Raw genomic sequence first — 20,459 nt, 5'->3', positions numbered from 1 at the left:
CAGGACGGCGCGGCGTCACCGTGGGTCGTGCTGCTGTCGTGCGACCTGCCGCTGGCCGAGGCCGGCGTGCGCCGGCTCCGGGAAGCGGTCGCCGGTGACCCCGGCGCCGGCGGCGCGGACGATTGCGGCGACGGGCCGGGCGCGGACGCAGGCAGTGTCGACGGATACCTGCTGGTCGACGACGAAGGGCGTCAGCAGTGGCTGTTCGGGATCTACCGCGCCGACCGGCTGGCCGCGGCGGTACGCCGCCACGCCGACCCGGCCGGCATGTCGATGCGCAGGCTGCTCGCCGGGCTCACCCTCGTGAGCGTCGCCGGCTCCGGCGACGTCTCGGCCGATCTGGACACGTGGGACGACCACGCCGCCTGGACTGCCAGACTGGAGACATGACTGTGAGCGATCTGGACGAAGGCGAGATCCGGTGGCACGAGTGGGTCGCGCGTGCCTGCGAGGCGGTCGGCATCGACTCGCAGACCGTGGACATCAAGGCGATCCACGGGCTGACCAAACGAGTGGCCCACAACCTCGACCGGCCGCTCGCGCCGGTGAGCTCCTACATCCTCGGGGTCGCGGTCGGCATGGCCGCCGCGGCCGGCGAGGCGACCGCGCAGCAGCGCTCGGTGCTCATGGACCGGCTGCTCACCGTCGTTCCCAAGGGCGGCAAGGACACCTAGCGATCACGCGGTCCGCGCGGCGTGCGACGTCTCGACGTCGCTCCGCCTATCGGCTCCGCTCGCTCGACGACCGTGAGGTGCCCTCAGCGAGGTGAGTGCGCGCGGGCGGCGTGACGGACGAACCACGGTCGTCGAGCGAGGGCGAGGAACGAGCCCGACGTCGAGACGTCCGTCCTGCACGCGAGGCTTCCGGCTCGTCACGGCGTACCCGCGACGTGCGGCGTCTCGACGTCGCTCCGCCTTGCGGCTCCGCTCGCTCGACGACCGTGGGGGCCGCTCGGATCGCCGGCCGCTCGGCGGAGCAGGTCGAGCGGGTCAGCGGGCGGGGAGGCGCAGGGACGTCATCAACGCGGCGAGCGCGACCCGCGGCTTGACGTTCTCCTCGAGAGTCTGGCGGGTCGCGACGATCGCGTCGAGGGCGCGCAGGATCCAGTCCTGGCTGACCAGCTCCGCCACCTCGGAGGCCTGCTCGCGATGGTCGGCGTGCGACAGCTCCACCTGCGAGCCCACCTGGATCAGCAGCACGTCGCGGTAGAATCCGGTGAGGTCGACCAGTGCCCGATCGAGCGCGTCGCGTTGCACGCGGGTGGCGCGGGTCTTCTGCCGGCGCTCCAGCTCCTTGAGCTGTCCGGCCATGCCACGTCCGGCGGTACCAGCGCCCTTGCCGGTGCCGCCGGCGCCGAGCGACTGGCTCAGCGCCTCACGCTCCGGCTCGTCGAGCGACTCGCTGATCGCCTTGGCCTCGGCCTCGGCCGACTCCACGAGCTGCTCGGCGGCCTGCAGGCAGCCGGCCATCGAGGTCAGCCGCAACGGCAGCGACAGCACGGTCTGCCGGCGGCTGCGCGCGACCTCGTCGGTGGCGAGCCGTTTCGCTCGCCCGATGTGGCCCTGCGCGGCGCGGGCCGCCCAGAGCGCCATCTCCGCGTCGATGCCGTCGCGCGAGCGCAGCACCTGGGCGACGGCGTCCACCGGCGGGGTGCGCAGCGACACCACCCGGCACCGCGAGCGCACGGTCACCGACACGTCGTCGGGGTGCGTGGTGGGCGCGCACAGCAGGAACACCGTGTGCGGGCTCGGCTCCTCGATCGCCTTCAGCAGCGCGTTGGAGGCGCCCTCGGTAAGCCGGTCGGCGTCCTCGATGATCACGATCTGCCACCGGCCGCCGGACGGCTGGAACGCCGACACGCGGACGATCTCGCGCATCTCGCGCACCGAGATCGACAGTCCCTCGGGCGTGACGACGTGGACGTCGGCGTGCGTGCCCACCTTGACGGTATGGCAGGCGGTGCACGTGCCGCAGCCGCCGTGCGGGCACTGCAGCGCCTGCGCGAAGGCGCGCGCGGCGGTGCTGCGCCCCGACCCGGGCGGTCCCACGAACAGCCACGCATGCGTCATGGAGGTGCCGGGCCCGGTGCGCTCGACGATGTCGGCGGCCGCCGACGCCGCACGGGTCAGGACGTCGACCGCGTGCTGCTGGCCGACGAGCTGCCCGAAGACCGGTGGGGACGCCGCGATGTCGCTCACAGCAGCCGCTCTCCCACGGCGCGCAGCACCTGCATGGTCACCTCGTCGAGGCTGTGCGAGGCGTCGACCACCGCGAACCGCTCGGGCTCGGCCGCCGCGAGATCGAGGAATCCGCGCCGTACGGCGTCGTGGAACTCCAGACCCTCGGCCTCGATCCGGTCGCCGGCGCCGTCGCCGCGGGCCCGCCGCAGCCCGACGCGGGGATCGGCGTCGAGCAGGAGCGTGAGGTCGGGCCACCGCCCGGCGACCGCGAACTCCATGACGGAGCGGACCGCCGCCGGGTCGAGCGCGCGCCCCGCGCCCTGGTAGGCGAACGTCGAGTCGGCGTAGCGGTCGCAGATCACGACCTTCCCCGCGGCCAGCGCCGGCTCGATCACGGTCTCGACGTGGTGGGCGCGGTCAGCGGCGTACAGCAGCGCCTCCGCGCGGGCCGTGACATGGTTGCCGGGCGTGAGCAGGATGCTGCGCACCGCGTGGCCGAGCTCGGTGCCGCCGGGCTCGAAGGTGACCACCACCTCGCGGCCCTCGGCCCGCAGGGCCGCCGCGAGCCGGGCGATCTGCGTCGACTTGCCGACGCCCTCGCCACCCTCGAAGGAGATGAAGTACCCAGGCACGCCGACCAACCTACCGCTGGCGGCGGACGCCGGTGGCCGCGGTGCACACCCGGCGCTCAGACGGGCTGGATGTGGTCGCGGCGCGTGACGACCGCCGCGTTGGCGTGCCGCAGCACGTCCGGCTCCAGGCCCGCCGTGGTGGCCGGGGGGACGACGGCGTAGCCGCGGACGGTCGCGTCGCGGCGGGCGAGGAACGCCTCGCGGACCAGCTCGATCGGGTCGTCGCCGGCGTACGGCTCGTCCAGGATGATCGTCAGGTCGGGCGCCAGGCCCTCGTTGCCCCACTCCGAGAGCCGGAGGATCTCCTCGCTGTCCACCTCGCTGTGCGAACCGAAGAACGCGACCGTGGTGTCGACGTACCCGCTGCACACGACGACCTTGCCCGCGTCGAGCGCCGGACGCACCACCTTGTCGACGTGCTCGGCCCGATCCGCGGCCGCGAGGAACACCGCGGTCGACGGCAGGACGTCGGTGGCGGACGGCGCCCCCGTGGCGACCCGGTCCATCAGCTCGGCGATGCGGTGCCCGACGCCGGAGTCGGTCGGCTCGCCGGTGAGCACGACCGGTAGCCCGTCGGCGGTCAGCCGCGCGGCGAGGTGCTTGGCCTGCTCGGCGGCGCGCGTGCGGTTCGCGCTCTCCACCACGATGAACAGGCCGAGCTGGGACGCGTCGGCGAACACCTCGCCGTGCGGCGCGAGCCGGTCCAGGAGCCAGCGCAGGCCGAGCCTGCGGTGGGTGGTGGAGCGGCCCGAGTAGCCGCCGATGAGCAGCGCGACCAGGCCGGCGATGAGCAGCGTGAGGCCCGGTCCGCTGAACGCGAACGTGACCCCGCCGAAGGTGGCCTCGTGCGACCCGAGCAGGCCGGAGAGCACCGGCCCGATGGCCAGCGTGACCATCAGCATGATGCGTGCCGACGACACCACGAACGAGAAGGTACGGCCCCGGATGTGCTCGTCGACCTCCTGGCCGATCATCGTGTAGCCGAGGATCCACGCCATGCCCGCGAAGAAGCCGACACCGAAGCCGAGCCCGACGCCGAGCACGAAGTCGCGGGACAGGCCCATGCCCATCAGGAAGCAGCCCGCGATCGCGATCGACATGCCGAAGATCCGCCGGCGGGCGACGGCCGGCAGCAGGCGCGGGCCGGCCACCATGCCGAGGGCGAGACCGGTGAACGCCGTCCCGAGCAGGATGCCGTAGCCGGCGAAGCCGGCCTGCAGGGAGTTCACGTACGTCAGCGCGACACCGGCCGTGATGCCGGCGGCCGCGAACGCCCCGAGGACGCCGATGTAGAGCGCGCGCACCGTCGAGTTCGAGAAGACGAACGCGATGCCCTCGCCGATCAGCTTGACGATGCTCTCCTTCTGCTGCCGCTCCCCGGCGGCGTGCGCCGGCAGCATCGAGCGGGACGTCCAGACGATCGCGGCGGACGCCAGGTACGTCCCGGCGTCGACGAACAACGCGGCGAGGACGACGAACTTCTGCTCCGCGAGCTGCGGCGCGTCTGCGGCCTTCACGAAGAACGAGTGGAACCACGACAGGATCGCGTACAGGCCGGAGGCGAGCGGGAAGCTGCCGTAGATGGTGAACATCAGCAGCTGCTGGCCGGCGCCGATCTTCTCGCGCTTCACCGTCGACATCCACAGCGTGTTCTTCGACGCCATGGTGATCAGGCCGATCGCCTCGATCGTGAACTGCCCGACGTACATGGTCCGGATGTCGAAGGTCAGCGCGATCATCACGTAGAGCAGCGCGGCGACGATCTCGCCGATGATCACCGTCTTGCGACGGTCGAACTTGTCCGCGATCGACCCGGCGATCGGCGCGAGGATCAGGTCCGGCAGCAGCCGCACGATGAGCACGCCGGAGATCGCCGCCGCCTGGCCGGAGATCGGTCCGGACTTGGTCAGCTGCTGGGCCAGGCCCATCATGGCCAGCAGCCCCAGCCAGTCGCCGAAGCTGGACACGCCGATCGCGGCCCACATCCGACGGAACGAGCGGTTGCGCAGGATCGCGTTGCGGGACTGCTCCGCGCGGTCCGCGCGGCGGCCCGAGGCAGCGCTCATCGGCATTACTTCGCCCGCGCGGCGCGCGCCGCCCCGAGGTCGCTCGCCGGCCGCCGGACCAGGGCCACCTCGGTCAGCCCGAGGCCGCCGAGGGTGAGCTCGTCGACGGTGTGCAGCCGCTTCGTCCCGGCATCGACGTGCAGCACCGAGATGGTCAGCGGCTCCGGCGGATCGTTGCGGACGCCGCGCAGCCCGACACCGCCGCTGGAGCCCTGGGTCAGCACCAGCGTCCCGTCGACTAGGCGGTCGTTGCGCTTGTGGGTGTGCCCGCACAGCACCAGCGGCACCGCACCGCCCAGCTGCGCTGCGACCACCGGATCGTGCACGAGGGCGAGGTCGGCGTGGGCCGGGGCGATCTTCGCGGCGAGCGCGGCGCCGATCTCCGCGAGCCGCGACTTCGGGAACGCGTCGTCGCCCGTCGACTTGTCGGGCGTGAACCGCGGATCGGCGTCCCCGACGATGCGCACGCCGGCCTGCTCGATCGGCTCGCCGCCGTCCAGGATCACGACGTTGTCGAGCTTGGCGAGCTCGTCGAGGGTCGGCGGTCCGTCGTGGTTGCCCTTGACGAACAGGTACGGCACCGGGAGCTGCGCGATCTCGGCGAACGTGCGGGCCTCCTGCGCCGTCCCCCAGTCGGCGATGTCGCCGGTGTCGACCACGAGCGCCGCGCCGTACTGCTCGACCAGGCTGCGGGCGACGCTGAACGCCAGCGGGTTGTTGTGCACGTCCGAGAGCCAGACGATCTTGATCGCGTCGGACGGCGGCCCCGACGGCAGCGACGTGAGCCCGCGGTAGATCCCGGTGACCGACGCGGTGATCTCGCCGAGCTGCGTGCGGTACCGGTCGAGCCGCTCCGGGATGCGCCGCACGTCGCCGATCACCGCGGGGGCTCGTGACAGCAGGCCGGACAGCGCGGGCGTCTTCCAGGCGTCCGTCCGGAGGGTCCCGTAGGCGATCGCCGCGTTCGCGGCCAGCGCGGCGCCGCCGGTGGCGCCCCCGATGAGCGCTTGCTTGACGCTGCGTTCGGTGAGGCCGGCGGCCGCTGCCGCGCCGGCGACCGCTCCGGCCGCGGCCCGGGTGCCGAGCGCGACCAGGACCGTCCGGAGCTCGCGCCGGACGTCGAGGTCGAGCTTGCCGCCGCCGGTGAGCAGCGTGCGGGCGCGCTGCTCGTCGACGCCGGTGACCGTCGCGTCCACGTGCAGCAGGCCGCGGTGGGTCGCCAGCCGCGCGTCGCCCACCGGCGGCACGTGGACGTCGACGCCGCCCTGGGGCGCGGGCGTGACGCGCGCCTCGGCGACGACCGGCCCGACCGCTACCCGGGTGCGGCTGCCGAGCCGCAGCCCCAGATCGGCACCCAGCAGGGCGACGCCGAGACGCAACGCCCTCCGCACGGCGGACGGCTGCTGCGGGGTGCGTGGCATGCGGCAATCGTAGCGAGCAACGCGGCAGTGCCCGGCGGCCTCACCCGGTGCGCACCGCATCGATGGACCAGGTGACCGGGTCGCTGATCGTCGTCGGACAGCTCTCGCTGTGGGAGATCGTCGTCTGCGTGCCGGTCAGGCGCTCGGGCGGCCCGCCGCCCGAGCCGCCGGCGGGGGCGATCTCCACCGTGACGTCGTCGGGCACCTGGACGCCGGCCGTTCCGGGACACGGCTCCTGGAGGGTGAACGCCGCGCGGTACACGCCGTCGGCGAAGGTGAAGGTCGCACCGTTGTACTCCGGCGAGCTGATCGGGCAGCCGGGGTCGGCACAGGTGGCCTGGAAGGACACGGTGCTGGACGTCGACGTCCCGACCGGGAAGTTGGCGTTGCCGTCGGTGACCACCATCGTCCACGAGTAGCTGCCCGTGACGGGCGCTGCGCCGGCCGAGGCGGAGGTGTCGCTCACCGGGCCGGCGGACGGGGTCACGGCAGCGGCCCCGGCGCGCGGGCCTGCCGGATCGCGCGTTGCCCAGACGACGACGCCGGCGGTGATCACGACCGCCGCCGCCACTGCGACGAGCACGGGTGTGCCCGGTCGACCGGCCGACAACAGGCCGCGGGTGCGCCGCCCGGACCTGGGCGGACGTGGCCCGCGGTCCGCACCGTGCCGGGTGCCGTCGTCATCGTGGTGCCGCTTGTCGTCGTGACGCAGCCCGGGGACGTAGCTGCCGCTCGTCACGTCGCGCTCGGGTGCCAGCAGGGTGGTCGCGACGGGTTGGCGGTGCAGCGTCCGCGCCCCGAACCGCCGCCCGCTGGTCATCGCCCGGTCCAGGACGGCACCGGCCGGAACCGCCCGACGAGCCACCGATCCAATCGTCCGGCGTCGAGCGCGTCGGCGAACTGCGGCACCCGCTTCGCCGGAACGATCACCCACCGTGACCGGCCCCGGTACTCCGCCCGCCAGGCGACCGAGTGCCAGGTGGCCGCGACCGGGGTGAGGGACACCGGCCCCCTGCGGCGGGTCGTGAGGACGTCGGCGACGCGGCTCTCCGGGACGCATGACGGACCGGCGTCGCACGGGTCGGGGCGACCGGACAGCTCGATCGGCAGCGGCAGCTCGCCGCCGACCACCGCGTCGAGCAGCGCGATGGTAGGGGGCGGGGCGAGCCCGGACGCCGTCGCGCGCAGAGCGCCCCACGTGTTCTCGAGCAGCTCCTGGGCGCTGAGTGTCCCGCCGGACACGCGGGTCAGCCGCGTCGAACGGCCCGTGGCGTACAGGTCCCCACCGAACGCCCGCCGATCGACGTACCAGCCGAAGCGTTGCGGGCTGGACTGCAGCCGGACGTCGAGCTCGGGCATCGACCGGAGACGGCGCCGTCCCGAGCCCTCGATGGCGAGGGCGGCGGCCGTCGCGAGCGCGAGGGTGCCGCCCAGCCGCGGGCCGGTCTGGTACTCGCCGCCGAGCTCCAGCCGGCGGTACCGCGGCCGCACCAGGAGACCGGGCGAGGCGGCGCCGTCGAGCAACAGCATGACGACCGGCGCCACGGTCCTGGCGACGCGCCGCGCGACGGCGATGACGCGGCGATCGTCGACCTCGATGTTGAGGTGGGTGGAGTAGCCCTCGGCGCGGGTGCCGTTCGGCAGTGCGGTCTCGAGCGCCGTGCGCCCGGACTGTGCCAGCCCGACCGTCCGCGCGATCCCCTGGGGCGAGATCGTGACGGGCGGCGTGGCGAGCTCCGCCTCCGCGCCGTCGGTGGTCAGCACGCCGCCCCACCGGCAGCGCACCGCGTTCGGGTCGCCGGGATCGAGGCGGCGCCCGTCGAGGGGCAGTCGCGGCCACAGCTCTCGCGCGTCCACGGTTCCCATCCGGTCGACGAGGCGGAACTCCTGTTCCACCCCGACCCACCGGGAACGGAGGTTCACGGCCCGCGTTCGACGATGCGGTCGGCGGCCGCGTCGGCGGCGCGCTCGTGCGCGCGGTGCAGCGCGTCGGTGGCCTTCTCACCCACCGCGGAGGCCACGCTCGTGCCGACGGAGTCGTCGCGCCGCATCGCGCTGCTGAGCCCCCGCGTCACGACCGCCGAGCCGTCGTCCATTCCTTTTTCGCCCATGACCCCTCGCCCTCCCCGGGGCGCCTGCCCGCGCCTCCTGCCTCGAAGTGTGGTCGGGGTCACACGGAACGGTCAATCCGCAGTAATGCGGTCAGGTGATGAGCCGGACGCCGGCGTACGACACCGCCGCGACCAGCAGCCACGCGAGCGCGCCGAGCAGCAGCGGACGGCCGCCGGCGCGGCGCATCACCCGCCAGTGGATGCCGGTGCCGAGCGCGAACAGCGCCACCGCGAGCAGGATCTCCTGCGCCCGGTGGGCCACGTCGAGGAAGCCCGTCGGCAGTGAGAACGCCGAGTTGAGCGCGATCGCGGCGATGAACCCGGCCACGAACAGCGGGACCAGCGGCGGCCGCTTCGCGGTGCTCACGCCGACGTCGTGGCGTCGACGGTGCAGGTACAGCCCCACGCCGAGCACCAGCGGCGCCAGCAGGATGACGCGGGTGAGCTTGACGATGACCGCCGACTGCAGGCTGCCGGGCACCGTGTTGGCGGTCGCGACGGTCTGCCCGACGTCGTGCACCGACGCCCCGACCCACTGCCCGAACACGACCGGCGCGTCGAGGCCGAGCGGGTGGCGCAGCAGCGGCAGGACGACGATGGCGAGCGTCCCGCACAGCGTCACCAGCGCCACCGACACGGCCGTGTCGTCCTTCTTGCCCTTCGCCAGCGGCTCCATCGCGGCGATCGCCGACGCGCCGCAGATGGAGAACCCGGTCGCGACCAGCAGGCTGGTCGCCGAGGCGACCTTCAGCAGGCGTCCGAGCAGCAGGGTGCCGAAGAACGCGGCCGCCACGGTGACCAGGACGACGGCCAGTGCCGGGCCGCCGAGGTGCGCCACCTGCGTGAGCGACAGCGCGAACCCGAGCAGCACGACGGCGAGCCGCAGCAGCTTCTTGCTCGCGAAGACGAGCCCTCTGGCGGCGACGTCGGGCACCAGGTTCAGGTTGGCCAGCAGCGCGCCGAGCGCGACGGCGACCGTCCCCGGCTGGACCCCCGGCACCCAGTGGTGCAGCAGGTAGCCGCCGGCAGCGCCCGCGGCCGCGAGCAGCAGTCCCGGAGCGAGGTCCCGCAACCGGCCCGCCGAGGCGCGCGCGACGGTGCTCGCGGCGAGTCGTTCGGTCCTGGAGGTCATCGGATCAGTTCTACTCCGCCCGCCCGGCGGCCCGGGCACCGGCCGCCCTACGCTGGTTGCTGCCCGATTCCGTCCTCCGCGAAAGGCGCAGCGTGCCGCTCTCCGTCACCTCCGCGAACGTCAACGGCATCCGCGCCGCCGCGCGACGCGGCGCGATCGCGTGGCTCGAGGCGACGGCCCCGTCGGTGATCACCTTGCAGGAGGTCCGCGGCAGCGACGCGCACCTGGCCGAGACGGTGGCCGGGACGGCGTTCGAGTCGTGGCACCGAGCCCATGCCCCGTCCCACCTCGCGGGGCGCGCGGGCGTGGCGATCCTGTCGTCGGTCGCACCGCTGGAGGTACGCACCGGCCTCGGCGACTTCCTCGACGACGGGCGCTGGATCGAGATCGACCTGCCCTCCGACGAGCACGGCGTCCTGACGGTGGTGTCGGCGTACGTGCACACCGGCGAGGCCGGATCCGAGCGGCAGGTCGTGAAGCTGCGCTTCCTGGACGCGATGCACAACCGCTTCGAGGAGCTCGCCAAGCGGTCCGCCGCCGACGAGGGCGAGGCGCTGGTGACCGGCGACCTCAACGTCGCGCATCGCGAGCTGGACATCAAGAACTGGAAGGGCAACCTCAAGAAGTCCGGGTTCCTGCCCGAGGAGCGCGCGTACTTCGACCGGTGGTTCGGTCACGGGTTCGACGTGGCGGCCGACGTGCCGTCCGCGATCCGCCACGACGGCGACTGGATCGATCTCGGACGCCGGCACGGCGGCGACGGGCCCGGCCCGTACACCTGGTGGTCGTGGCGCGGCAAGGCGTTCGACAACGACGCGGGTTGGCGGATCGACTACCAGATGGCGACGCCTCGCCTGGCGGCCCGCTGCGTCGCGGCCGAGGTCGGCAGGGCGGCGACGTACGCCGAGCGCTGGAGCGACCACGCGCCGCTGACCGCGACCTTCCACTGACCCCGAGGAGCGCGCATGTGGGACCCGACGCAGTACGCCAAGTACGCCGATCACCGCGCACGGCCGTTCTTCGAGCTCATCGCCCGGATCGACGCCGCGGCCCCGCGGCTGGCGTACGACCTCGGGTGCGGGCCGGGCGACCTGACCGCGGTCCTGGCCGAGCGGTGGCCGTCCGCGCGGGTCGTCGGTGTCGACAACGACCCGGCGATGCTCGAGCGCGCGGCACGCCACGCCCGCGGGCGGGTGTCCTTCCAAAAGGGCGACCTGGCCGAGTTCCTGCCGCCGGTCGAGGCCGACGTCGTCGTGTCGAACGCCGCCTACCAGTGGGTCGACGCCAACGTCGAGATGCTCCGCACGATCGCCGGACGGCTACCCGCGGACGGCTGGCTCGCCGTGCAGGTCCCGGGCAACTACGCCGCGCCGTCGCACGTCACCATCCGCGAGCTCGTCGCCGAGCCGCGCTGGCAGCAGCGCACCGGGGGCCTGCGGCTGCGGGTCGACCCGGTCCTGGACGCGGCCGGGTACGGCGACGTCCTGGCCGGGGCGGGGCTGGTGGTCGACACCTGGGAGACGACGTACAACCAGGTGCTGCACGGCACGGACCCGGTGCTGGAATGGGTCAAGGGCACGGCGCTGCGGCCGGTGCTCGACGCGCTCGACGCCGATGCCGGCCGCGAGCTGCTCGAGGAGCTGCGGCCGCGGCTGCGGGCGGCGTACCCACCGGGGGCGGGCGGGACGGTGTTCCCGTTCCGCCGGATCTTCGCGGTCGGGCACCGGCCGTCGTGAGGAGCGCTCGCTAGGTCGCGATCCGCTCCAGAGCCTCGGCCACCGGCGTACCGCCCGCATTGCAGCGGATGGTCACACCGGTCAGCTGCGGCCGGTCGACCACCTCCGCGATCAGCCGGGCGACCGTCGCCCGCGGGATGGACCCGGAGCGCAGGGCGCCCGGGGTCGCCGCGGTCAGCGAGTCGTCGATCTCGATGCCGCCCTCCGGATCGAGCGTGAGCGTCGACGGCGCGAGGATGACCCAGGATGCGGCGCTCTCCCGGATCTGCGCGTCGACCCGCGCCTTCGCCTCGGCATAGGCGTAGAAGCCGTTCGAGGGGTCGATCCCGTGATCGGGCCGCGCACCGAAGTACGACACCATCACGAACCGGGCGCCGGTCTGCTCCGCGGCCGTCAGCACCCTCCCGGCTGCGGCCTCGTCGACGGCGTGCGTACGCTGCGGATCCCCGCCGCCGGCGCCGGCCGACCACACCACGACGTCGTGGCCCTCGATCAGGTCGCGCAGCTCGAGGACGTCGAGCTTCTCGACGTCCGCCACCTTCGGCCGCGCGCCGGCCTGCTCGACGTCCGGTGCGTGGCGCGGGTTGCGGATCACCGCCGTCACCTCGTGCCCCGCGGCGGCGAGCATGGGCTCGGCCAGCAGCGCGATCTTGCCGTGTCCACCGATGATCACGATCTTTGCCATGCCCGGACGCTACCCGTCCTGCCGCACGGCTGCCCGGCTGCCCGCGGAACGTCGCCCTGCGGGGCCGCTGTCCACCCGGGGCGAGCAGCGGGCCGCTCAGCCGTTCTTCTCCGGGGCTCCGGTGACCGGCCGCCGCAGCAGGCCGACCGCGACGACCGCGAGGGCTGCGACCTCGAGGGCGAGCAGGATGCGCTCGGTGAGCCCGAGCGGGACCGCCTGCCACCAGGGGGTGCCGGTCCGGCCGGCGTCGTAGACGGTCCACGCGAGGAACCCGAGGTAGGCGTACGACGCGATCGCCAGCCCCGCCGCGAGGTGGGCCGCGCGGCGCATGCCGCGCGCGACGGCGGCGCGGGTCAGCAGCAGGATGGCGAGCGGCAGCGCGACGAACGCGACGAGGCTCGCCACCCGGTGCACGTGACCGCTGAACGACGGACCCACCGTCCAGTCGTGCTTCGGGAAGACCGCCACCGCCGTCATCCCGGCGATCCACGCGCCCAGCAGCCAGACGCTCGGGTGCCGCGCGGCCAGCACGCCGGCGCGCAGCAGGCCGAGGAGCACCGTCGCCGACCCGAGGACGAGCGCGATCACGGCGGCGGTGAAGGGCACCGGATCGGTGAACACGTACCCCGACACCGTGTGCCGCCAGACGTCCTCGCTGGTGGTGAGGTCGAGCCAGCCGACCAGGCCGGCCGCGAGCAGCACGCCCGCGAGCCCGGTCAGCGCCGCCCAGCGGTCCCGCAGCGAACCGGGCCGCTCGGTCGCGATCATCGGCTCGGTGGCGGTCATGACATCCCTCGTAGTATCGGCAGGCGTAGCCCTCCACGATATGTGGACCGAGACGACGGGTGGATCCTCGACGATGGCAGAGACGTTCCCGATCCTGGTGGCGCCGGCGTGGTTGCGCGAGCACCTGGACGCCGTACGGGTGCTCGACTGCACCACGCACATGACCCCGCAGGCGGTCGGACCGTCGAGGATCGAGTCCGGCCGACCGGACTTCGACGCCGCGCACATCCCCGGCGCGCGGCACGTCGACATGGTCGACGACCTCTCCGACCCGGACGGCGCGTTCGCGTACACCCTCCCGAGCGCCGAGCAGATCGGCCGGTTGCTCGGCGGCCTGGGCATCACCCGCGACGACCACGTCGTGCTGTACACCTCGACTCACCTCATGGTCGCCACCCGCGCCTGGTACGTGCTGCGCGCGCTCGGCCACGAGCGGGTCTCCGTGCTGGACGGCGGTCTCGACGCCTGGCGGGCGGCCGGCTACCCGGTCGAGGCGACCTCTGACGCGGCCGACGGGGCGCACGCGCGTGACGCCGAGGAGACGGCGGCGTCCGGCCGCGGCGGTTCGCCCTCGACGTACACCGCCGCACCGGACCCGTCCCGGTACGCCACGAAGACGGACGTCGCGGCAGCGACCGCCGACGCCCGGACCGTCGTGGTGAACGCGCTATCCGCCGAGCAGCACGCCGGGACCGGCGGCGCGCACTACGGCCGGCCCGGCCGCATCCCGGGCAGCGTCAGCGTGCCGACGGCGAGGCTGCTGTCGCGCGACGGCAAGTCGTTCGCGCCGCTCGAGACCATCCGCCGGCAGTTCGCCGCCCAGGGCGTGACGCCCGGCGCGCGGGTGATCACCTACTGCGGCGGCGGCATCGCCGCGACGGTGGATGCGTTCGCCCTCGCCCTCATCGGGCACGACGACTGGGCGGTGTACGACAACTCGCTGCTCGAGTGGTCGAGCGATCCCGAGAACGAGATGCAGACCGGCTGACCGAGGTCACGGCCCCCGCGGCGCCCGGCCGCTCGCCGACGTGCCCCGGATGCGGCACGAGGGCTGCATCCGGGCACAGCGGGGGCGGAGTGCCTAGTCGGTCGCCTTCTCGGCCGGCGCCTTCTTCGCGGCGGTCTTCTTCGCCGCAGTCTTCTTCGCCGCAGTCTTCTTCGCCGGGCTCTTCTTGGCCGGCGCCTTCTTCGCGGCGGCCTTCTTGGCCGGCGCCTTCTTCGCGGCGGTCTTCTTGGCCGGCGCCTTCTTGGTCGCCTTCTTCGCCTTCTTGGCCGGCCCGCGGGCTCGCCGGTCGGCGAGCAGCTCGGCCGCCCGCTCGTCGGTGATGTCCTCGACGGAGTCGTCCTTGCGCAGCGAGGCGTTGGTCTCGCCGTCGGTGACGTAGGGGCCGAACCGGCCGTCCTTGACGACCATCTTCTTGCCGGTCGCCGGATCGTCGCCGAGCTCCTTCAGCGGCGGCTTCGCCGCGGCGCGGCCGCGGACCTTGGGCTGCGCCAGGATCGCCAGCGCCTCCTCGAGGGTGATCGTGAGCAGCTGCTCCTCGGACTCGATGGAGCGCGAGTCGCTGCCCTTCTTGATGTACGGCCCGTAGCGGCCGTTCAGCGCCTGGATCTCGTTGCCCTCGTCGTCCTTGCCGAGAGTGCGCGGGATCTGCAGCAGCTGCAGCGCGTCCTGCAGCGTCAGCGCGTCGAGCGACATCGACTTGAACAGCGACGCCGTCCGGGCCGGAACCTTGGAGTCCTCGGGTGGGACCGTGGACACGTAGGGGCCGTACCGGCCGGCCTTCGCGACCACCGGGAACCCGGACTCCGGATCGGTGCCGAGCTCGCGGTCGCCGGACGGCGCCGACAGCAGCTCCTCGATCTTCTCCGGGGTCAGCTCGTCGGGGGCGATGTCCTCGCGCAGCGACGCGCGCTCCTCCGACTCCGGGCCCCCGCGCTGCAGGTACGGGCCGTAGCGGCCCACCCGGACGACGACGTCGTCCGCGACCGGGATCGAGTTGATGCCGCGGGCGTCGATCTCGCCGAGGTTGTCCGCGACGAGCTTCTTGAGGCCGCCGATCTCGCCGATGCCGCCGGTGTTGCCGCCCGCGCCGCCGAAGTAGAACCGGGTGAGCCAGTCGACGCGGCTGCGGGCGCCCTCGGCGATCCGGTCCAGGTCCTCCTCGACCTCCGCGGTGAACTGGTAGTCGACCAGCCGGCTGAAGTGCTTCTCCAGCAGCCCCACGACGGCGAACGCGGTGAACGACGGGACCAGGGCCGGGCCCTTCTTCCACACGTATCCGCGGTCCTGGATCGTCTGGATGATCGAGGCGTACGTCGCGGGCCGGCCGATGCCCAGCTCCTCGAGGGCCTGCACCAGCGACGGCTCGGTGTACCGCGACGGCGGCGTGGTGGTGTGCCCCTTCGCGTCGAACTCGTCGCCGTGCACCTGCTGGCCGCGCTCGACGCGCGGCATCCGCCGCTCCTCGTCGTCGCCCGGCTTCTCATCGTCGCTGCCCTCCACGTACGCGCGCAGGAAGCCGGGGAAGGTGATCGTGGTGCCGCTGGCCGCGAACTCCGCCTTCTCACCGGTCGAGCTGTCACCGACGAGCCGGATCGACACGGTTTGCCCGACCGCGTCGGCCATCTGCGAGGCGATGGTGCGCATCCAGATCAGCTCGTACAGCCGGAACTCGTCGGAGGACAGCGCGCGAGCGACCTGCCCGGGGGTGCGGAACTCGTCGCCGGCGGGCCGGATCGCCTCGTGCGCCTCCTGCGCGTTCTTCACCTTGCGCTGGTAGCGGCGCGGCTCAGCGGGCACGAACTGGTCGCCGTACAGCTCGCGCGCCTGGTCCCGCGCGGCCTTGAGGGCCGTCTCCGAGAGCGTCGTGGAGTCGGTACGCATGTAAGTGATGTAGCCGTTCTCGTACAGCCGCTGCGCGGTGCGCATGGTCTGCTGGGAGCTCCAGCGCAGCTTGCGCCCGGCCTCCTGCTGCAGCGTCGAGGTCATGAACGGCGCGGCCGGACGGCGACGGTAGGGCTTCTCGTCGACCCGGGTGACTTTGAAGTCCGCACCCTCCAGCCGCGCCACCAGCCCGCGGGCGCCGGCCTCGTCGAGGTGGACGACGGCGCCCTTGGCGCGCCCGGTGTCGGGATCGAAGTCGCGGCCGACGGCGATGCGGGTGTCGTCCAGCGACAGCAGGGTGGCCTTGAAGGACGTCGGCTCGGTCGGGTCCGCCGGGGTGAGCCCGGTGGCGAACTGCCCGGTGACCGACCAGTAGTCGGCGGCCTTGAACTTCATCCGCAGCCGCTCGCGCTCGACGATGATGCGGGTCGCGACCGACTGCACGCGCCCGGCGGACAGGCCCTGGCCGACCTTGCGCCACAGCACCGGCGAGACCTCGTAGCCGTACAGCCGGTCGAGGATGCGGCGGGTCTCCTGCGCCTCGACCAGGTCGATGTTCAGCTCGCGGGTGTTGGCGATGGCCTCGCGGATGGCCTGCGGGGTGATCTCGTGGAACACCATGCGGTGCACGGGCACCTTGGGCTTGAGCAGCTCGCGCAGGTGCCAGGCGATGGCCTCGCCCTCGCGGTCCTCGTCGGTGGCCAGGTAGAGGGCGTCGGCGTTCTTGAGCAGGTTCTTCAGCTTGGTGATCTGGGCCTTCTTGTCCGGCCCGACCACGTAGATCGGCGTGAAGTCGTTGTCGGTGTCGACGCCCAGCCGGGCCCACGGCTCGCCCTTGAGCTTCTCGGGGATCGGGTTGCGCTTGCTGGGCAGGTCACGCACGTGGCCGAAGCTCGCCTCGACGTCGTAGTCGCTGCCGAGGTAGCCGGCGATCATCTGCGCCTTCTTGGGCGACTCGACGATGACCAGGGCCCGCCCCCTGCCGCGCCTCGCTGTCGTGTTGTCCGCCTGCGCCTCGGATTCGTCGAGGTCGGTGCCGGCGGTGGATGTGCTGGAAATAGGGATCTCCCCGCTTCTGTGCATATATAGGTGTCGCTGGGCTATAGGGTGCCCCGTCCGGACACACTACGCAACGAGCCGCTGGTCACGGCCACAGGTAGTCCGGGGCCCCGTCCGGCCGCGCGCCGACGAGTGCCGAGAGCCGCCGCAACCTGCGCACCGAGGTGATGCGGTAGGCCGGACCGCCGCCGCGGGGACCGACCAGGGTGGCGGTCAGCCCGATGCCGGCCAGCGCGGAGCCGGAGCGGGCCCAGCGCGAGTCGTCGGTGGCGGAGACCGGCAGCAGATAGCCGTCCTCGACCCGGCGTCCGCCGCTGATCACCCACAGCCGCAGGCCGCCGCTGGTGAGCCGTGGCGGCGCGGTGCGGCGGCGGCCCGGCTGCCAGCGGTCGGCCAGCGGGAGCAGCCGCTCGGTGGGCCGGGTGCCGACCACCAGGGCGTCGCTGTCGTCGCGGCTGACCTCGAACGCAGCGTCCAGGTCCCTCAGCCGCAGCTCGGCGCACAGCGCCTCGGCCCGCCACACCTCGTCGACGAGGATGGACACCCGGGCGCCGCCGTCGCGGCGTACGACGTGGCCGGTGCCCAGCAGGAGGCCGTCGACGTCGTCGACGGCGCGCTCGGCGCCGTCGGAGTCGAAGAGCAGCAGCTGGTCGGTCACTCCCCAAGCCTAGTGGCGGCCGGTGACAGCCCTCCGCGTGTCGGGCGCCCATGGCAGGCTGGAGCGGTGCGCAGGGTGGACTGGACCGACAGCTTTCTCGCGTCGGTGACGACCGCGGCGGAGAGTCCCGTGACGCATGTCGAGCACCTGCCGGCGCATGCCGGCAGCGCGCAGGAGTGGCCGCTGTGGGTGCCGCACGAGCTGCGGTCGGCGTACGCCGAGCGGGGCATCGAGCATCCGTGGCTGCACCAGGTGGCCGCGGGCGAGCACGCGTGGGAGGGCCGCTCGGTGGTGATCGCGACCGGCACCGCGACCGGCAAGTCGCTCGGCTACCAGCTGCCCGTGCTGTCGCGGCTGCTGCAGGATCCCCGCGCGAAGGCGCTGTACGTCTCGCCGACGAAGGCGCTCGGGCACGACCAGCTGCGGGCGGTGCGCGAGCTCGGCGTCGAGCCGGGCGGCTCCGCCGGCGTCCGCCCCGCGGCGTACGACGGGGACACCGCCCCGGACGACCGCGACTGGGCGCGCGAGCACTCCCGGTGGATCTTCACCAACCCGGACATGCTCAGCCGCGGCATCCTCCCGCAGCACGCCCGCTGGCACATGCTGTTCCGGCGGCTGCGGTACGTCGTCATCGACGAGTGCCACATCTACCGCGGGCTGTTCGGCTCGCACGTCGCGCACGTGATCCGGCGGCTGCGGCGGATCTGCGCGAAGTACGGCGCCGAGCCGACGTTCGTCCTGGCGTCGGCGACCGCCCGCAACCCGGCCGAGTCGGCGAGCGCGCTCACCGGGGTCCAGTGCGCGGCCGTCACCGACAGCGACGCGCCGCGCGGGGCGCGCACCTTCGCGTTGTGGGAGCCGCCGCTGACCGATCTGGTCGGCGAGCAGGGCGCGCCGGTGCGCCGGACGGCGACCGCCGAGGCGGCCCGGTTGCTGGCCGACCTGGTGATCGCCGGGCGCCGCACGCTGGTCTTCGTCCGGTCGCGGCGGGCGGCGGAGGTCGTGACGCTGACCGCGCGCGGGCACCTGCAGGACGCCGGTGCGGGCGAGCTCGCCGACCGGATCGCCGCCTACCGGGCGGGCTACCTGCCCAGCGAGCGCCGCGCGCTCGAGCGGGCGCTGTCCACCGGCGAGCTGATGGGGGCCGCCGCGACGACCGCGCTGGAGCTGGGCATCGACGTGGCCGGCCTCGACGCGGTGATCGTCGCCGGGTTCCCCGGCACCCTGGCGTCGGTGTGGCAGCAGGTCGGGCGCGCCGGGCGGCGCCGCAACGACGCGCTCGCGGTGTTCGTCGCCCGCGACGACCCGCTGGACACCTACCTCGCGCACCATCCCGAGGCGCTGTTCGAGCGCGCCGTCGAGGCGACGGTGATCAACCCGCACAACCCATACGTGCTGCGCCCGCAGCTGGCGTGCGCGGCGTACGAGCTGCCGATCACGGTCGCGGAGACCGACGCGCTGTTCGGCGGCGAGGTGGCCCGCGACGTGCTCGGCGAGCTCACCGCCGACCGGGTGCTGCGCCGCCGTCCGGGCGGCTGGTACTACAGCGCGCTCGGCCGTCCGGGCGTCGACCTGCGCGGCGCGGGCGCCACCGTCGCGCTGATCGAGAGCGACACCGGCGCGATGATCGGCACCGTCGACAGCGGCGCCGCCGACGGCACCGTGCATCCCGGTGCGGTGTACCTGCACCGCGGCGAGACCTGGGTCGTCGACGAGCTCGACCTGGCCGAGAAGGTCGCCCTGCTGCACACCGAGAACCCGCCGTACTCGACGTTCGCGCAGGAGAGCTCGGACATCCGGGTGCTGCAGGTGCACCGCTCGGTGACGGCCGGCGAGATCGAGTGCCACCTCGCGGACGTCGAGGTGACCAGCCAGGTGCTGTCCTTCCAGCGGCGCCGTACCGCCACCAACGAGGTGATCGACCAGACGGCGCTCGACCTGCCGGCCCGGCAGCTCCGCACGACCGCGGTGCTGTGGACGCTGTCCTCGCGGCTCGTCGACTCGTTGGGCCCGGTCGACGAGGTCGCGGCGCTGCTGCCCGGCGCGCTGCACGCCGCAGAGCACGCCTCGATCGGGATGCTGCCGCTGATCGCCACCTGCGATCGGTGGGACATCGGTGGCGTGTCGACGGCGATGCATCCGGACACGTTGCGCCCGAGCGTGTTCGTCTACGACGGGCACCCGGGCGGTGCCGGGTTCGCCGAGCAGGGGTTCGAGCGGATCCGCGAGTGGCTCGAGGCGACGCTCGAGGCGATCATCGCCTGCGAGTGCGCCGACGGGTGCCCGAGCTGCGTGCAGTCACCGAAGTGCGGCAACGGCAACGAGCCGCTGCACAAGGGCGGGGCGATCGCGCTACTGCGGCGGGTGACCGCGGCGCTGGCGCAGGACGCCGGCTCCTGCGCGGCCGACGGCGCGGCGCGCTGAGGCCGCGTGGCCCGAGCGCACCTGCCGCTAGCCGGTGGCCGGGTCGCGCTGGGTGAGGGCCAGGACGACGGAGCCTGCGCGGCCGCGGCGGAGGCGGCTCCCGAGGGTGCCGAGGCGGGCCACGATGCCGTACTTGCGGTGCAGCCAGCGCTGCGCGATCGCCGACTGGTCGGTCGTCATGATCGCCGCCGACCCGTCGACCCACGCCCCGGTGATCCGCCCGCGTGCCGTGCACGGCGCCAGCCGAACGGCCGGGTTGCGCCGGACCCGCTTGACCTTCCACGAGTCGGTGACCGTCCACACGACCAGCCGGTGGTCGGCGGACTCCTCGTCCTCGGCGATCCACACTGGGGTGCGGGCCGCGCTGCCGTCCTTGCGGTAGGTCTCCAGGCTGACGTAGCGCGCTCGCGCGCACTCGACCCACGGGTCACTCATGCTGCGAAGGCTACCCGAGCACCCGCCGTCCGGCGGCCGCTCAGCCGGCCGCTCCCGGCTCGGGGACGGGCCCGGCGCGGGCGCGCCCGGTGGCCGTGGCGACACCGAGGCTGCCGAGGTCGACGGAGACCGCCGTGGTGACGACGACGGTCTCGCCGTCGACGACGCAGCCGGCGAGCGCGGCGCGGTTGCGCGCGGCGATCCGGGCTGCCGCCGCGCACGGATCACCGGTGCCGGCCACCAGCTC

The 20,459-nt window shown here is 73.5% G+C and carries 20 protein-coding genes; 6 read left to right on the top strand and 14 right to left on the bottom strand.

Annotation, left to right across the window (positions count from 1 at the left end; translation table 11 throughout):
* Both mobA and F8A92_RS15615 read left to right on the top strand, forming a co-directional pair.
* A partial coding sequence (gene mobA / locus F8A92_RS18670; RefSeq protein WP_228389493.1) for a molybdenum cofactor guanylyltransferase occupies window positions 1-390 on the top strand: 390 nt, incomplete at its 5' end.
* Complete coding sequence (locus F8A92_RS15615; protein ID WP_153506100.1) at window positions 387-674, top strand: DUF6457 domain-containing protein; 288 nt, start codon at window positions 387-389, stop codon at window positions 672-674. The genes mobA and F8A92_RS15615, both read left to right, overlap by 4 nt.
* Window positions 675-989: 315 nt before the next feature.
* On the opposite strand, the gene F8A92_RS15610 is transcribed toward F8A92_RS15615, so the two are convergent.
* From F8A92_RS15610 to F8A92_RS15575, 8 genes are all read right to left on the bottom strand, one after another.
* Window positions 990-2,198 (bottom strand): DNA polymerase III subunit delta', encoded by a 1,209-nt coding sequence (locus F8A92_RS15610; protein WP_228389492.1) that lies wholly within the window; start codon window positions 2,196-2,198, stop codon window positions 990-992.
* Window positions 2,195-2,812 (bottom strand): dTMP kinase, encoded by a 618-nt coding sequence (gene tmk / locus F8A92_RS15605; RefSeq protein WP_194291538.1) that lies wholly within the window; start codon window positions 2,810-2,812, stop codon window positions 2,195-2,197. Before tmk ends, F8A92_RS15610 begins: the two co-directional genes overlap by 4 nt.
* 56 nt (window positions 2,813-2,868) lie before the next feature.
* The gene (locus tag F8A92_RS15600) at window positions 2,869-4,878 is read right to left on the bottom strand and encodes a bifunctional MFS transporter/dTMP kinase (protein WP_194291536.1); all 2,010 of its coding nucleotides are present in this window, start codon (window positions 4,876-4,878) and stop codon (window positions 2,869-2,871) included.
* Between the two features lie 5 nt (window positions 4,879-4,883).
* Complete coding sequence (locus tag F8A92_RS15595) at window positions 4,884-6,299, bottom strand: metallophosphoesterase family protein (protein ID WP_194291535.1); 1,416 nt, start codon at window positions 6,297-6,299, stop codon at window positions 4,884-4,886.
* Between the two features lie 40 nt (window positions 6,300-6,339).
* Window positions 6,340-7,119: a hypothetical protein gene (locus F8A92_RS15590; protein ID WP_194291534.1), complete on the bottom strand. Its 780-nt coding sequence runs from the start codon at window positions 7,117-7,119 to the stop codon at window positions 6,340-6,342.
* Window positions 7,116-8,222, bottom strand: a complete 1,107-nt coding sequence (locus F8A92_RS15585; RefSeq protein WP_153506096.1) for a hypothetical protein — start codon at window positions 8,220-8,222, stop codon at window positions 7,116-7,118. Before F8A92_RS15585 ends, F8A92_RS15590 begins: the two co-directional genes overlap by 4 nt.
* Window positions 8,219-8,410: a hypothetical protein gene (locus F8A92_RS15580; RefSeq protein ID WP_153506095.1), complete on the bottom strand. Its 192-nt coding sequence runs from the start codon at window positions 8,408-8,410 to the stop codon at window positions 8,219-8,221. The genes F8A92_RS15585 and F8A92_RS15580 overlap by 4 nt, the downstream gene beginning before the upstream one ends.
* Window positions 8,411-8,501: 91 nt before the next feature.
* Complete coding sequence (locus F8A92_RS15575) at window positions 8,502-9,542, bottom strand: YeiH family protein (RefSeq protein ID WP_153506094.1); 1,041 nt, start codon at window positions 9,540-9,542, stop codon at window positions 8,502-8,504.
* 92 nt (window positions 9,543-9,634) lie between these two features.
* Here F8A92_RS15575 and F8A92_RS15570 point away from each other — a divergent pair, with 92 nt between their 5' ends.
* Both F8A92_RS15570 and F8A92_RS15565 read left to right on the top strand, forming a co-directional pair.
* Window positions 9,635-10,492, top strand: a complete 858-nt coding sequence (locus F8A92_RS15570) for an exodeoxyribonuclease III (protein ID WP_153506093.1) — start codon at window positions 9,635-9,637, stop codon at window positions 10,490-10,492.
* A gap of 15 nt (window positions 10,493-10,507) precedes the next feature.
* Window positions 10,508-11,278: a methyltransferase domain-containing protein gene (locus tag F8A92_RS15565; RefSeq protein ID WP_153506092.1), complete on the top strand. Its 771-nt coding sequence runs from the start codon at window positions 10,508-10,510 to the stop codon at window positions 11,276-11,278.
* Between the two features lie 10 nt (window positions 11,279-11,288).
* Here F8A92_RS15565 and F8A92_RS15560 read toward each other — a convergent pair whose 3' ends face one another.
* Window positions 11,289-11,963 (bottom strand): NAD(P)-binding oxidoreductase, encoded by a 675-nt coding sequence (locus F8A92_RS15560; protein WP_153506091.1) that lies wholly within the window; start codon window positions 11,961-11,963, stop codon window positions 11,289-11,291.
* 96 nt (window positions 11,964-12,059) lie between these two features.
* A complete protein-coding gene (locus tag F8A92_RS15555) occupies window positions 12,060-12,749 on the bottom strand; it encodes a DUF998 domain-containing protein (RefSeq protein ID WP_194291533.1) in 690 nt (229 codons plus the stop codon).
* A 73-nt stretch (window positions 12,750-12,822) separates the two neighbouring features.
* Between F8A92_RS15555 and F8A92_RS15550 the strand changes: the two genes are divergently transcribed.
* On the top strand, window positions 12,823-13,737 hold the full coding sequence (locus tag F8A92_RS15550; RefSeq protein ID WP_194291532.1) for a sulfurtransferase: 915 nt from the start codon (window positions 12,823-12,825) through the stop codon (window positions 13,735-13,737).
* A 93-nt stretch (window positions 13,738-13,830) separates the two neighbouring features.
* Here the strand turns inward: F8A92_RS15550 and topA are convergent, their stop codons facing one another.
* Both topA and F8A92_RS15540 read right to left on the bottom strand, forming a co-directional pair.
* Entirely contained in the window at window positions 13,831-16,719 is a 2,889-nt protein-coding gene (topA, locus tag F8A92_RS15545) for a type I DNA topoisomerase (protein WP_153506088.1), read from the bottom strand.
* A gap of 61 nt (window positions 16,720-16,780) precedes the next feature.
* Entirely contained in the window at window positions 16,781-17,353 is a 573-nt protein-coding gene (locus F8A92_RS15540) for a hypothetical protein (protein WP_153506087.1), read from the bottom strand.
* A 129-nt stretch (window positions 17,354-17,482) separates the two neighbouring features.
* On the opposite strand from F8A92_RS15540, the gene F8A92_RS15535 reads away from it, so the two are divergent.
* The gene (locus tag F8A92_RS15535) at window positions 17,483-19,777 is read left to right on the top strand and encodes a DEAD/DEAH box helicase (protein WP_194291537.1); all 2,295 of its coding nucleotides are present in this window, start codon (window positions 17,483-17,485) and stop codon (window positions 19,775-19,777) included.
* A gap of 27 nt (window positions 19,778-19,804) precedes the next feature.
* Here F8A92_RS15535 and F8A92_RS15530 read toward each other — a convergent pair whose 3' ends face one another.
* Window positions 19,805-20,212 carry a PPOX class F420-dependent oxidoreductase gene (locus tag F8A92_RS15530; RefSeq protein WP_153506085.1) on the bottom strand — a complete coding sequence of 136 codons (408 nt, stop codon included), beginning with the start codon at window positions 20,210-20,212 and terminating at the stop codon, window positions 19,805-19,807.
* Window positions 20,213-20,252: 40 nt separating this feature from the next.
* Window positions 20,253-20,459 (bottom strand): hypothetical protein (locus F8A92_RS18665; RefSeq protein ID WP_228389491.1); only part of this gene is annotated, 207 nt, incomplete at its 5' end.

The organism is Cumulibacter manganitolerans (genome assembly GCF_009602465.1).
GTDB lineage: Bacteria > Actinomycetota > Actinomycetes > Mycobacteriales > Antricoccaceae > Cumulibacter > Cumulibacter manganitolerans.
The sequence above is the reverse complement of the archived record's forward strand: the minus strand, read 5'-3'. Positions and strand labels throughout refer to the sequence as shown.